At 66.3% G+C, this 13,617-nt stretch carries 14 protein-coding genes; 2 read left to right on the top strand and 12 right to left on the bottom strand.

What is annotated here, in order from left to right:
* Window positions 1-44: 44 nt before the first annotated feature.
* The 10 genes from ACVWWW_RS06970 to sigJ form a co-directional block, all read right to left on the bottom strand.
* On the bottom strand, window positions 45-701 hold the full coding sequence (locus ACVWWW_RS06970; protein ID WP_027082779.1) for a glutathione S-transferase family protein: 657 nt from the start codon (window positions 699-701) through the stop codon (window positions 45-47).
* A gap of 77 nt (window positions 702-778) precedes the next feature.
* A complete protein-coding gene (locus ACVWWW_RS06965; RefSeq protein WP_027082778.1) occupies window positions 779-1,336 on the bottom strand; it encodes a DUF3228 family protein in 558 nt (185 codons plus the stop codon).
* Window positions 1,337-1,364: 28 nt separating this feature from the next.
* Window positions 1,365-2,036: an MIP/aquaporin family protein gene (locus ACVWWW_RS06960; protein WP_036141858.1), complete on the bottom strand. Its 672-nt coding sequence runs from the start codon at window positions 2,034-2,036 to the stop codon at window positions 1,365-1,367.
* Window positions 2,036-2,437 carry an arsenate reductase ArsC gene (locus tag ACVWWW_RS06955; RefSeq protein ID WP_027082777.1) on the bottom strand — a complete coding sequence of 134 codons (402 nt, stop codon included), beginning with the start codon at window positions 2,435-2,437 and terminating at the stop codon, window positions 2,036-2,038. Before ACVWWW_RS06955 ends, ACVWWW_RS06960 begins: the two co-directional genes overlap by 1 nt.
* On the bottom strand, window positions 2,434-2,775 hold the full coding sequence (locus tag ACVWWW_RS06950) for a metalloregulator ArsR/SmtB family transcription factor (protein ID WP_027082776.1): 342 nt from the start codon (window positions 2,773-2,775) through the stop codon (window positions 2,434-2,436). The genes ACVWWW_RS06955 and ACVWWW_RS06950 overlap by 4 nt, the downstream gene beginning before the upstream one ends.
* A 149-nt stretch (window positions 2,776-2,924) precedes the next feature.
* Window positions 2,925-4,943, bottom strand: coding sequence for a M13 family metallopeptidase (locus ACVWWW_RS06945; RefSeq protein ID WP_027082775.1), 2,019 nt, complete (start codon window positions 4,941-4,943; stop codon window positions 2,925-2,927).
* Between the two features lie 221 nt (window positions 4,944-5,164).
* A complete protein-coding gene (locus tag ACVWWW_RS06940) occupies window positions 5,165-5,887 on the bottom strand; it encodes a DUF4386 domain-containing protein (protein WP_027082774.1) in 723 nt (240 codons plus the stop codon).
* 218 nt (window positions 5,888-6,105) lie between these two features.
* Window positions 6,106-6,591: a VOC family protein gene (locus tag ACVWWW_RS06935; protein ID WP_036141855.1), complete on the bottom strand. Its 486-nt coding sequence runs from the start codon at window positions 6,589-6,591 to the stop codon at window positions 6,106-6,108.
* Between the two features lie 146 nt (window positions 6,592-6,737).
* On the bottom strand, window positions 6,738-7,217 hold the full coding sequence (locus tag ACVWWW_RS06930) for a carboxymuconolactone decarboxylase family protein (RefSeq protein ID WP_027082772.1): 480 nt from the start codon (window positions 7,215-7,217) through the stop codon (window positions 6,738-6,740).
* Window positions 7,218-7,255: 38 nt separating this feature from the next.
* Entirely contained in the window at window positions 7,256-8,152 is an 897-nt protein-coding gene (sigJ, locus tag ACVWWW_RS06925) for an RNA polymerase sigma factor SigJ (protein ID WP_027082771.1), read from the bottom strand.
* Window positions 8,153-8,377: 225 nt separating this feature from the next.
* On the opposite strand from sigJ, the gene ACVWWW_RS06920 reads away from it, so the two are divergent.
* Both ACVWWW_RS06920 and ACVWWW_RS06915 read left to right on the top strand, forming a co-directional pair.
* A complete protein-coding gene (locus ACVWWW_RS06920) occupies window positions 8,378-9,124 on the top strand; it encodes a carbonic anhydrase family protein (RefSeq protein WP_196804351.1) in 747 nt (248 codons plus the stop codon).
* 63 nt (window positions 9,125-9,187) lie between these two features.
* Window positions 9,188-9,925 carry an rRNA pseudouridine synthase gene (locus ACVWWW_RS06915; protein WP_027082769.1) on the top strand — a complete coding sequence of 246 codons (738 nt, stop codon included), beginning with the start codon at window positions 9,188-9,190 and terminating at the stop codon, window positions 9,923-9,925.
* Between the two features lie 15 nt (window positions 9,926-9,940).
* On the opposite strand, the gene ACVWWW_RS06910 is transcribed toward ACVWWW_RS06915, so the two are convergent.
* Both ACVWWW_RS06910 and ACVWWW_RS06905 read right to left on the bottom strand, forming a co-directional pair.
* Window positions 9,941-11,350 (bottom strand): aminotransferase class V-fold PLP-dependent enzyme, encoded by a 1,410-nt coding sequence (locus ACVWWW_RS06910; RefSeq protein ID WP_027082768.1) that lies wholly within the window; start codon window positions 11,348-11,350, stop codon window positions 9,941-9,943.
* 216 nt (window positions 11,351-11,566) lie between these two features.
* Entirely contained in the window at window positions 11,567-13,609 is a 2,043-nt protein-coding gene (locus tag ACVWWW_RS06905; protein ID WP_027082767.1) for a M13 family metallopeptidase, read from the bottom strand.
* Window positions 13,610-13,617 lie beyond the last annotated feature (8 nt).

The raw sequence follows: 13,617 nt of genomic DNA, 5'->3' as shown, positions 1-13,617 counted from the left end.
GCGTCATGCACGGCGGGCCGATGCGCCCGCCGTGTTGCTAACGATCAATCGCGATCGGGCGCGCCCAGCGGGAAATAGGCCCGGTACGGACGCGCTTCGTCGACCGCACGCGCGAACGACGGCCGCGCGAGCAAGCGTGCACGGTACGCGCTGACCGTCGGGAACGCGTCGCCGATCGGATGCACCCAGTCGGCGTAGAACAGCGACGGCGCGGCCGCGCAATCGGCCATGCTGAAGGTGTCGCCGGCCGCCCAGGTGCGGCCCTGCAGTCGATGTTCGAGCCAGGCATAACTGGTATCGAGTGCAGTCGCGGTACGACGCAGTGCATCTTCCGTGCGACCGTCCGGGCGCAGCGCTTCAGCCACCGGCTGCTGCATCGGCGTCATGACGTGATGGTCGAAGAAGCGATCCATGAAGCGCACTTCGAGCGCATCGACGGGATCGTCCGGCAGCATCGGCACTGATCCGCGGTGATGCAGATGCAGGTGCTCGATGACAATGCTCGACTCCACGACGGTTTGGCCACCATCGACCAGCACCGGCATCTTCTGCAGCGGCCACAACGCGGTCCATTCGGCGGCGATGTCCGGGCTGCCCGGGTCGATCACGCGGTAGTCGAACTCGATCGCGTTCTCGTACAGCGCGATCAGCACCTTCTGGCAGTACGACGAGAACGGGTGTCCGTAGAAAACGAGCGACATGGTGGTCCTTGGATGACTACGACGGTCGGAGATCGATGAGTTGCGGCCGTGCGAGCGTACACCGGCACGCAGCAGGCCTAGCCGCGCCAGTTGGCGTGATTGCGCCAGAACTCGCTGCTTCGCAGGTAGGCCTCTCGATCCAGCGGCACACCCGAGCCGCCTTCTTCCACGCCGAGCGCGTTGCGCATCATCGTGATCGGCGCCATCGGTGTTTCGATCGGCTCCGCCGTGTACATGCAGCCGACGATGCCCCAGTCCGCATCGATCGGCGTGCCTTCCTTCGCCATCTGCTCGCGGCTGTAGAGAATCGGAATGAGGTAGTTCGCGACGGGTGGTTCCAGGCCTTCGAACCAGCGTACGAGCACAGGCAGTTCGTCGCGCGTGCGTGCCTCGTAGTCCGACTTCAAAAGATGCCGGTTCGCTTCGGTGATCGGCACCGCGAGGCAGCGTGTCGACGTCCAGTTGCGATGCACGTGCAGCTTGCAGAACGGCGCATAGCCGTCGAGCACGGCGACAGGCTCGACGTCATTGACATGCCGCTCGAACTGCTCGGGCGCGCAGTCCTGGATGGTGTTGCGCCGCGGCTCGCGCGGAAACAGCCGCGCGCGGGCGAAGTCGGTAAGGACGATGGACATGTTTGAAGCCGAAGGACGTTGCGACGGATTATTGCGCGACTGCTTCGTCCTTCGGCAGCACTACGTTCGCCACCCATGCAGCGAACAGCGCGCCACCGATCTGTGCGACGACGAATCCCACCACGTCGTCGGGCCGAATGCCGGCAAAGGTTCGCGTCATCGATCGTGCCAGCGTGACCGCAGGATTCGCGAACGACGTGCTCGCCGTGAACCAGTACGCCGCGAAGATGTAGGCGGCGACGAGGACCGGAATAGCCGCCGGCCGCTGGCGCACGCCGAGCAGGATGGTGAGCACCAGCCCGAACGTCGCGACGCCTTCGCTCAGCCATTGCGCACCGCCGGAGCGGATGTGGTCGCCGGGCTGCACGATGTCGAGGCCGAACATCGCATGCGCGAGAACGACGCCGGCCACCGCGCCCGCGACCTGCGCGAGCACGTAGCCCCCCAGCTCCCGTGATCGAAGCTCGCCGCGCAGCCGCATCACCAGCGACACGGCGGGATTCATGTGCGCGCCCGACACCGGCCCGAACAGGACGATCAGCACGTACAACATCGTGGCCGTCGCACCGGCATTGGCGAGCAGCGCGACGCCCTTGTTGCCGCCCGACAGATCCATGCCCATGACGCCCGAACCCACGACCGTCGCGAGTAGCAGCGCGGTGCCGAGGAACTCGGCCAGCAGTCGACGCGGCAGCGGCATCACAGCGATGCCAGCAGGGCTTTGACCCGCGCCTCGATCTCGTCGCGAACGGCGCGATAGCCGTCGTCGCCCATGTCGCGCGGATCCGGCAGCGCCCAGTCTTCGCGGCGCTTCGCTGGCACCCACGGACAGTTGTCGCCGCAGCCCATGGTGATCACCGCATCGAATTCGCCGCTTATGTCGTCGAGCGACTTCGATGCATGCGATGCGAGGTCGTAGCCGCGTTCGGCCATGAAACGCACCGCTTTGGGATTGACGCGACCGGATGGTTTGGACCCTGCGCTCAGCGCCTCGACCGCATCCCCGCCGTGCATGCGCGCGAACGCTTCGGCCATCTGGCTGCGATTGGAATTCTCGACACAGACGAAAAGGACGCGATGGCTCGCCGATGCGGTGGTCACGCCGTGGCTCCTTCATTGCGGGGCTTGCAGCGGCCCGCCACCGGAGCACACGCGGCGCCCTGGCAGCAGTTCTCGGTGAGATAGGCGATGAGCGCGTCCATGCGCGCGTAGTCGGCGCGGACGCGGATGACGCGGCCTTCGCGGGTGTCGCCGGCAAGCCCGGCGCCGCGCAATACGTTGAGATGCGCGCTCAGCGTGGCGGGCGCCAGACCGAGCGCATCCCGCAATTCGCCCACGGCCAACCCGTCGGGGCCGGCCCGCACCAATGCGCGGAACGCAGCGAGGCGGCTTTCGTGGGCCAGCGCGCGGAGCGCAGCGAGAGTCTCGTCGGTATCCATATTTCCATTATTCTGGAACTATGGAATCGCGGCAATGGCCGACGCGCCTGAGCCGATGGGCGGCCGCCGTCGCAATGGTCGCGAAGTCGCGATAGCCACAAACGAAACAGGCCGCACATGGCGGCCTGTCCGTTACGCGATGGTTCGCATCACCACACTTCGCAGCGATCCGCGTCCGGCCGCACCATCGGGTCGCCCGCCTTGCACTGGAACGCCTGGCGGAACTCGGGCAGGTTCGACAACGGCCCGTTGACGCGGTACTTCGCGATCGGATGCGGGTCGCCCTGCACCATCGTGCGCTGCGTCTCCGGCCGCGTTTCGTCGCCACGCCACTGGCCCCAGGCGATGAAGAACTGCTGCTCGGGCGTGTAGCCGTCGATGGTCGGTTCCGGGCCCTTCCCTTCCCGCGACTTCTGGTACGCGCGATACGCGATCTTCGCGCCGGCGAGGTCGCCGATCGATTCGCCGAGCACCAGCTTGCCGTTGTGATGGATGCCGGGCTCGATGAAGTAGTTGTCGAACTGCTTCACCACGCACTGCCCGCGCGTCTGGAACTTCGCTTGGTCCGACGGCGTCCACCAGTTCGACAGGCGTCCCTTCGCATCGAACTGGGCACCCTGGTCGTCGAAGCCGTGGCTGATTTCATGGCCGATCACCACGCCGATCGCGCCGTAGTTCACGGCGTCGGTCGCGGTCACGTCGAACGCGGGCGGCTGCAGAATGCCGGCCGGGAACACGATCTCGTTGAGCAGCGGGTTGTAGTACGCGTTCGACGTCGGCGGCGTCATGCCCCAGCGCGTGCGATCGACCGGCTTGCCGATCTGCGTGCGGTCGTCGACCACGTTCCAGCGCGCGGCCGCAACCGAATCATCCCAGTACGACGTGCGCGACACCTGCACGCCGGCGTAGTCCTTCCACTTGTCGGGGTAACCGATCTTCGGATTGAAGGTCGCGAGTTTTTCGAGCGCCTTCGCCTTGGTTTCGGGCGCCATCCAGTCCAGCGTGTCGATGGTGTCGTGCATCGCGAGCAGGATGTTCTTGACCATGTCCTGCATGCGCGCCTTGGCTTCCGGCGGGAAATACTTCTGCACGTAGGCATGACCCAGCGCGTCGCCGAGCTGGTTGTCGGTGGCTTCGGCGCAACGCTTCCAGCGCGGCTTCATTTCCGTCGCACCGCTCAGGTAACGGCCGTAGAACGCGAAGTTCTCTTCGACGAAGGGCTGCGGCAGCGCGTCGGCGGATGCACTCAACACATGCCAGCGCAGGTAGGTGCGCCACTGATCGATCGGCGTCGCGGCGAGCTCCTTGTTGACGGCCGTCATGTAACCCGGCTGACTGACGTTGAGATCGGCGCGCGGCAGGTGCGCGGCATCGAAGTAATGCGCCCAGTCGAATGCGGGCGCGGACTTCTGCAACGCGGCGAAGGTGACCAGGTGATCCTGCTGTTTCGGATCGCGCAGCGCCACGTTGTCCAGCTGCGCCTGCGCGAGGCGTTTCTCGACATCGAACACGGTCTGCGCCGCGGCCTTCGCCTGCGCCGGTGTCGAGCCCGCGAGCTTGAACATGTTGGCGACGTGCTCGAGATACTTCGCACGCGCGTCGACGAAACGCTTGTCGGGCTTGAGGTAGTAGTCGCGGTCCGGCATGCCGAGGCGGCCGGGGTCGACGTACGCGATCACGCGCTCGGGGTCGTGCAGGTCCTGCCCGGAATGCACGAAGAACGGCACGCCGATGCCGACGTCGTGCAGGTTGGAAACCGTGCGCTGCAGGTCGCCGCGCGTCTTGATCGACGAGACCTGATCGAGCCACGGCTTGGCGGGCGCGAGGCCGAGCTGGTTGATGCGCGATTCGTCCATGCACGCGGCATAGAAATCACCCGAGAGCTGCTCGGCACTGCCCTTCGGCCAGTCGGACTTCGCGGACACCTCGGTGAGGATGTCGCGCACGTGCTCCTTGTTCACTTCGCCGGATTGCCATCGGCGGCTCCAGCGATCCATGTAGTCCGGGATCTTGTTCTGCTGGCGCCACGCGCCGTTGGAATACGCGAAGAAATCGGTGCAGGCGTTCGCGTTGCGATCGATGTCGCTGGTGGCGATACCGTGCAGGCCACCTGCCGAAGCGGTTCCGGCGGCGACGAGCAACGCGAGCGTGAGGCGGGATCGGATCACGGCGACATCCTTCTGCGGCGAGGTCGGCCGACTATAGACCGGCCGCTTGCGATGCTTACCGTGCCGAAAGGTGGTTGCCGACGAGCGTGTCTATTCCGGGGGCGCATCTATGGTTGATGCACTGCGGCAACGCACGATTTCACTGATGCATCCGCGTCTCGGGAGCTGACAACATGCGCATCGATCGTCGGCATGACCCATGGACGCGAGCCACGTACGCGTCAGCCGACCGCCTCGGCCGCACGTCGATGCCACGCCGTTTCGTTGACGCCCTTGATCGTCAGCCACAGCGCGAACGACAGCTCGGCGATGAACACGGGCAGCATCAGCACTGCGAACAGTCGGCCTTCGACTTCCGGCGCGAGCAGCAGCAGCGTGGTGTTGATCAGGTAGCACGCGCCCGCGACCTGCATGAGCACGCCAATGATTTTCGGCAGGAAGCCCGAGCGGCGGATCAGGTAACCCTCCACGAGGCAGACCCAGCCGAAGAAGATCAGGCCGACGCCGAAGCCGTGCTCGTGCAGGCGGATCGCCGCGTACGACAGCGCCTGCAGCTGCGGCAGCGAAAATGCATGCAAGTACGGCGAGCCGTCGAGGAGAAGCAGCGGCACCAACAAAAGGATCTTGTTAGCGACGAGAACCGCCGTCTGGATCAGGTTCAACAGCAGGACGAGCTGCGCGAGGCGCCGGCTCACCGGTCGCAACAGGATGTAGATGCCCCACATCACGAACACGTCGCAGACATGCATGAGCAGGTCGAGTGCGATGCCGATCCGCCAGCGCTCCGGCGACGCAGCGATGCGTGCGGCCGTCGCAGCAGCATCGCCGCTGACCACCATGCTGCCGCGAACCGCGAGTTCGCCATACATGCCGGCCGCGATTATGACGAGGTACAACAGACCGGCGAGGCGGGCGTAGGGCTGGGGCGACGTTGCGTTCGTCATGGGTTTCGATGCCGGTCTGGTGACCGAACGATTCCACGGCACGCCCGATGTCGAGCGTGCCAGTGGTCACCGTGCCATGCGATGTCGCGCGGGTGCTACGACACATGACAGCCGTGCGTCATGCGGTGCTGCGCTGACGCGCGTCGCGCTCGGTGCAGAGCCAATCGCGGCGACGAGTGCGCGTCGTCCCGCCCCGTGCCGCTGCGCCGCGACGTTTCTCAGCTATCAACGCCCGCGACCGCCCGATCCAACGCAGCGATGTCGATCTTCCCCATCTCCATCATGGCCGCAAATGCGCGCGTCGCTTTCTCACCGCCCACGGACATCAATTCGGTGAGCCGCTTGGGCGTGATCTGCCACGACAGCCCGAAGCGATCCTTGCACCAGCCGCAGGCGCTTTCCTGCCCGCCGTTGCTGACGATCGCGTTCCAGTAGCGGTCGGTTTCCGCCTGGTCGTCGGTCGCGACCTGAAAGCTGACCGCTTCGTCCAACTTGAACTGCGGCCCTCCGTTCAACATGAGGAACCGCATGCCGAGGATCGTCGCCTCGACGAGGAGCACGTCGCCCTGCTGGCCGGACGGATAGTCACCCGGCGCGCGATGCACGGCGTCGATGCGGCTGTCGGGAAACGTCTCGGCATAGAAGCGCGCGGCATCCTCGGCGTTCTTGTCGAACCAAAGGCACGGCTGGATCTTCGGGATCATGGTGCGCCTCCTGCGGTCGGTAGGAGGCGTGACGGTACTGCGCGCGGGTTATCGGTAGATGAGTTCGACCGCCCTCCCGTCGGATCGCCTCGTCGCACGTGACAGGCACAGCGGGGCCGCGACGTGCGGCCCCGGCAGCACCTCACTTACGCAACCGCCGACTCCGCCGCCCGCGCCGCCGGCTTGTACGCACCACCAATCGTCCGCGCCGCGATGTTGATGCGGTTCCAGCTGTTGATCGCGACGACGAGCAAGGTCAGGTCGACCAGTGCGTCTTCGTCGAAGTGCTGGCGCGCCTGTTCGTAAAGCGCGTCGGATACGGATTCGTGCGAGGGCAGTTCGGTGAGCTCCTCTGCCCACGCAAGCGCGACCTTCTCGCGGTCGCTGTACACCTTCGTCTCGCGCCATGCGGGTAGCAGGTAGAGGCGCTGTTCCGTTTCGCCGGCGGCGCGTGCGTCCTTGCTGTGCATGTCGAGGCAGAACGCGCAGCCGTTGATCTGCGATACGCGCATCAGCACGAGTTCGATCATCGCCGGCTCGAGTCGACCAGAATCGTGGATGCGCTCGCCGAGTGTGACGAGCGGCTGCATGGCGGGGTAATGGCGCTGGATGGAGAAACGGGTCATGGCAGGCTCCTGTTCGAAGCGGCCGGAATCAGCCGCCTTCAATACAAGGACGCCGCAGGCTCCGGTTTCGTGACAGGCCACAGCCGCGCGAGTTTCTGCGGATGACGCAGCGCGTGGATGGCCGTGATGTGCTCGCCGTCGCTCTCGATCCACATCGCGCTTGTGAGTTGGTCGCCATCACGCATCAGCAATGCGGGTGCGCCATTGAGCGTGGTGGCCTCGAAATGCACGTCGTCGCCGAGGTGCTGTGAGAGCTGCAGGTACAGGCGTGCGAGGCGCTCGGCGCCGTGCAGTGGTCGCAACGTGGCGCGTGCGACACCGCCGCCGTCGCTGATATGCACAGCGTCGTCCGCGAACAGAGCACGTAGCGAGTCGAGCGTCGGTTGCGCCATCGCGGCGACGAAACGCTGCAGCAGCCGTTGCTGCGCGGCAGTGTCGACGTGGAAACGCGGGCGGCCTTCGCGCAGACGCGTCTTCGCGCGATGCACGCGCTGGCGACAGGCGTCTTCCGCGATCTCGAGGATGCGCGCGGCTTCGGAATGGCTGTAGTCGAACACCTCGTGCAGAAGAAACGCGGCGCGCTCCTCCGGGCTCAGGCGCTCGAGCAGCAGCAGGAACGAAAGAGTCAGTGTTTCGCCGCGCTCGTGCTCGACGTCGGGCTGCTCGCTCTCGGGCGCGAGAGGTTCGGGCAACCACGGGCCCGTGTAGTGCTCGCGCTCGGCCTTCGCGCGACGCAGCCGATCGAGCGCGAGGCGCGTCGTCACCGTGACCAGCCACGCCTCGGGGTCGTCGAGCGCGTCGAGGTCCTGCGCATGCAGGCGCAACCACGCGTCGTGCAGCACGTCCTCCGCGTCAGCCGGCGTGCCGAGCATGCGATACGCGAGGCCGAACAGGCGCGAACGGTGCTGCTGGAACAACAGGGTCTGGCGATCCATGGACATCTCCGGTCTACGGAGGAAGGACGCATGAGCGGGCTCGAACGTGACAGGCCGCAGCACGCTATCCGCGTCGCCCCCAGTTTCGCGCGTCGTAGCGCGCAACTCCAACCTCGACCGTGGTCATCCGTGCCCCGTCCGGTTCACAGCGGCTTAATGACAACGGGCATCTAGTCGCTTGGCCAGGGGCCATCGTTTCTTCCGCGCGACATGGGAGTCGGCGTCGTGAATTTGAGACCGCACTGGGCGTTGTCCTCACTTCTTTTCGGCACGCTGGCGATCGCCGCGGCCGACGAGCACGCGCCGCACTGGGGCTATACGGGTGCCGCGGGACCGTCGCACTGGGGACAGCTCGAACCCGACTTCGCGACCTGTGCGCACGGCCACAGCCAATCGCCCATCGACCTGACGCATGCGATGGATGCGCCGCATACGCCAATCGCTTTCGACTATCGCGACGGCGGCTATCGCGTCGTCAACAACGGACATGCGATCCAGGTCGACTTCAACCCCGGCAGCCACATGCGCGTGGACGGCACCGACTTCACGCTGAAGCAGTTGCACTTCCACGTGCCGAGCGAACACACCGTCAACGGCAAACGGTTCCCGATGGAAGCGCACCTGGTGCATGCCGATGCGCAGGGCCACCTCGCGGTCGTGGCGGTGCTGTTCGGCAAGGGCGTCAGCAACCCGTGGCTCGAGCGCGTCTGGCCATACGTACCGGCGAAGGTCGACGGGACCACCGCCATCGCGACGCCGGTTTCGGCCGCCGACCTGCTGCCCGCGAACCGGGCCTACTACCGCTACGACGGCTCACTCACTACGCCTCCGTGTACGGAACACGTGCGCTGGATCGTGATGAAGCAGCCGGTCGCGGCGAGCGATGCCGAGGTCGCGCTCGTGCACCGGGCGATCGGCCATGACAACAACCGGCCCGTACAGCTGGCGGGAACACGCAGCACCGGGAAATAGCGCCGGGACACGCGCCTCGCAGCCGCCCCGCTACACTGCGCGCCCGTTTCCCCGGCTTTTCCGATGACCGAACCGGTTCGCCTTGCCCGTCGTGTCGCCGAGCTGATGCAGTGCTCGCGCGCGGATGCGGAGCAGTACATCCGCAACGGCTGGGTGTCGGTCGACGGACGCATCGTCGAGTCGCCGCAGCATCTGATCGACGCCGAAGCGGTCGCGATCGATCCCGAAGCGCGTCTGGATGCGGTCGAACCGGCGACGATCCTGTTCAACAAGCCGGCCGGCTTCGACGCGATCGAAGGCCGCAAGCCCGCGCTCGAACTGGTGACGCTCGCGACGCGCTGGGCGGACGATCCGTCCGAGATCCGCCCGCTGCAGCGTCATTTCCATCGGCTCACGCCGCTGGTGCCGCTCGATCGCGAAGCCAGCGGGCTGATGGTGTTCTCGCAGGACGGCCGCGTGTGGCGTCGCCTCACCGAGGATGCGGACGAGATCGAGCACGAATACCTCGTCGAGATCCATGGCGACCTCATTCCGTACGGCATGAACCGGCTGGCACACGGCATGGAGTACCAGGGACGGCGGCTGCCGCCATGCAAGGTGAGCTGGCAGAACGAGGATCGCCTGCGCTTCGCGATCAAGGGCGTGCGCGAGGGGCAGTTGCGCTACATGTGCGCGGAGGTCGGGCTACGCGTGGTCTCGATCAGGCGCCTGCGTATCGGGCGCATCGGCATCGGCAAGGGCCCGAACGGCGCGATGCCGCCGGGTGCGTGGCGTTACCTGCCGGTCGGCGAGAAGTTCTAGCCGCAGAGCGCGTCGTCAGACGGCCGCGGCCGAACGCTCGGTGACGTTGCCGAATACGCGCAACATCGCATCGGCACTTCTGTCGACGTCGTCCTCGCTCGTGGCCCAGTTCGATACGGAGATGCGCATGGCGGCGAGACCGTGCCATGTCGTGCCACTCGCCCAGCACGTGCCCTCTTCCTGCACGCCGGTGACGACCGCGCGTGTCATCGCGTCATCGTCGCCGAAGCGCACCAGCACCTGGTTGAGCACGACATCGTTGAGGACGCGAACGCCGGGCGCGTCGCCGAGTCGCTTAGCGAACCGTCGCGCATGCGCGCAGCAGCGTTCGACCATCTCGGCCACGCCATCGCGACCCAGCGCGCGCAACGCCGCGTAGACGGGAATGCCCCGTGCGCGACGCGAGAACTCGGGCACCCAGTCGACCGCATCGCGCTCGGCGCCGCGCGTCTGCACAAGGTAGGCCGCGGACACGGTCATCGCCGCACGATGGTCTTCGACATTGCGCACGATCGCGACGCCGCTGTCGTACGGCACGTTGAGCCACTTGTGCGCGTCGGTCGCCCAGGAATCGGCGAGATCGATGCCGTCGGCAATGGCACGGCGTTCGTCGCCGGCACGCGCCCACAACCCGAACGCTCCGTCGACATGCATCCACGCGCCGTGTTCTCGCGCGATCTCCGCGATGCCACGTAAAGGATCGAACGCACCGGTGTTCACGTTGCCGGCCTGGGCGCAGACGATGACGGGGCCGTCGAGCTTGGCCATCACCTCGCGCAGCCGGTCGAGCCGCATGCGGCCCTGCTCGTCGGACTCGACACGCACCAGTGCGCGCGTTCCGATGCCGAGGTAGCGCAGCGCGACATCGACAGTGACGTGCGCTTCGGCCGATGCGACCACATGGATGCGCGGCGCGCCATTGAGGCCGTCGGCTTCGACATCCCATCCGGCGCGACGCAGCACGCCATGTCGCGCCGCCGCGAGGCAGGTGAAATGCGCCATCTGGCAGCCGGTGACGAAACCGACGCCGCTGTCGCGCGGCAGATCGAACAGATCCAGCAGCCAACGACCGGCGACTTCCTCGACCGCTGCGGTGAGCGGCGAAATGATGTGGATACCGGCGTTCTGGTCCCAGGTCGACACCAGCCAGTCGGTGGCCAGCGCGACCGGCACACTGCCGCCGATGACGAACCCGAAATAGCGCGGCGCCGCGCAGGCCTGCGTGCCACGCGGTGCGTTCGCTGCGAGCAGGTCGAGCACGGATTCGGCGGACTCACCGCGCGTGGGCAACGTGCCGTCGAACGCGGCGATCATTTCGCCGCGGCTCGCGCGTGCGCCGACGAAGCGCTCGGGAAGCGCGTCGAGGTACTGCATCGCGTGCGCCTGCGCGCGGGTCAGCAACGGAGCGAAATCGTCGAACGTCATCGCGCAACCCCGAGCATTCGCGGGCAGGAACACCCGTTGGGATTATGCGTCTGCGTCGATATTCGCAGCGGCCGCGTGTCGGCGAAGCGCGCGCGTACGGACGCTTGCGTCGCGACGTCTTGGCCTCCGTCAGACGGCCAGCGACGCGCACGCATCGCGCACAAAAAAGCGGCGGCCGAATCCTCGACCGCCACCCGTGTTTCAGCCCTCAAACGATTACCAGATGCGAACGCGATCTTCCGGTGCGCGCCACATCGGCTGGCCCGGCTTCACGCCGAACGCTTCGTAGAACTCCGGGATGTTCGACATCGGGCCGAGCACGCGCCACTTCGCCGGCGCATGCACGTCGGCCAGCAGCCGCTGGCGCAGTTGCTGCTCGCGCTGCTGCGTCATCCAGCCCAGCGCATAGCCGAGGAAGTAACGCTGCGTCGGCGTCAAACCGCCGATCGGCTGGCCCTGCTTGTACTGGTCGGTCTTCTTGAACGCTTCGAGGCCGAGCAGCAGCCCGCCGTAGTCGGCGATGTTCTCGCCTAGGCTCGCCTGCCCGTTGATGTGCAGGCCCGGGATCGGCTCGTACGCGCTGAACTGATCGGCCATCTTCTTCGCCGCCGCGTTGAAGCGCTCGGTGTCCTGAGCCGTCCACCAGCCCGACAGGTTGCCCTGCGCGTCGAACTGACGGCCTTCGTCGTCGAAGCCGTGCGTGATTTCATGACCGATCGTGCTCGCGGCGACGTAGCCGTACGCGACCGCGTCATCGACCTTCGCATCCGGCACGCCCGGCACCATGAAGATCGCCGCCGGCAGCACGATCTCGTTGTTCGACGGGTTGTAGTACGCGTTGTACGTCTGCGGCGTCATGTCCCATTCGGTGCGATCGACCGGCTTACCGAACTTCGACAGGTTGTCGTCGAACTTCCAGCGCTCGGCCTTCTTGAGGTTGTCGGCGTACGACTCGCGGCCGACGACGAGCGCGGAGTAATCCTTCCAGTGATCGGGATAGCCGACCTTCGGCGTCACCGCGGCAAGCTTGGTCAGCGCCTTCGCCTTGGTGTCCGCGCCCATCCAGTCGAGGCGTTCCATGCGCGCGCGGAACGTGTCGCGGATCGCTTCCACCATCTTTTCGTAGCGCTGCTTGGATGCAGCCGGGAAATACTGGTTGACGAAGATGCGGCCCAGCACCATGCCCATCGCGTCGTTCTCGACGTCGAGCGTGCGCTTCCAACGCGCTCGCTGTTCCTGCTGGCCCGACATCGCGCGGCCGTGGAAGTCGAAGTACTCGTTGTCGAACGCGGTCGACAGGTACGGCGCGTAATCGTCGACCAGGTGATAGCGCAGGTAGTCCTGCAGCACCGGCACCGGCGTGTCGTGCAGCAGCTTGTCTTCGGCCGCGAAGAACTCGGGCTGGCCGACGATCACGTACGACGGATGAAGATTCCACGCAGCGAGTCGCGCGGTCCAGTCGATCGACGGCGTGTACTTCGCGGTGAAGTCCGCCGGCGACATCTTGTTGTAGTTCTTCTCCGGGTCACGCAGGTCGGCCAGCTTGCGCGAGGCCTGCGCGAGCGCCGTCTCGAACGCCATCACCTTGTCGGCGGACGCCTTGGCCGACGCCGGATCACGACCGAGCAGCTCGAAATCCTTCGCGATGTGCGCGACGTACGCGGCGCGAATCTTCGCGACACCGGCTTCCGGGTTGAAGTAGAAATCGCGCTCCGGCAGGCCGAGGCCGCCCTGGTGGATGTCCACCGCCATCGTCGCGCTGTCCTTGCTGTCCTGCGAGATGCCGAAGCGGAACAGCGCCCGCGCGCCGATCGGCTTGAACGCGAACGCGGTGTCGAGCACGTCGTTGGTCGATCGGATCGCATCGATGCGCGCGAGTTCGGCGTCCAGCGGATGCACACCGAGCTTGTCGGCCTTGGCGACGTCCATCGCGGTCGCCCAGAAATCGCCGATCTTCTGGTCGTCACTGCCGGTGGCCGCCTTCTTCTTCGCCGCCGACTCGCTGATCGTGCGCAGGCGCGTGTAGAGCTCGTCGTCGACCTCGTTGCCGATGCCCCAGGACGATTCGGACTTCGGGATCGGATGCGCCTTCAGCCACGCGCCGTTGGCGTACTGGAAGAAGTCGACGCCCGGGTCGACCGAGGTGTCCATGTGCGAGGCGAGGAAGTCCTTCGACGGCGCCGCGGCGAGCGCGCCGGTGCACAGCACCAAGCCGGCGGTGAAAAGAGCGACACGCAGGGAAGACGCGAGGCGGCCCATCGGGCACT

Source organism: Lysobacter sp. HA18 (assembly GCF_054057595.1).
This window is presented reverse-complemented; position numbering and strand designations above follow the sequence as displayed.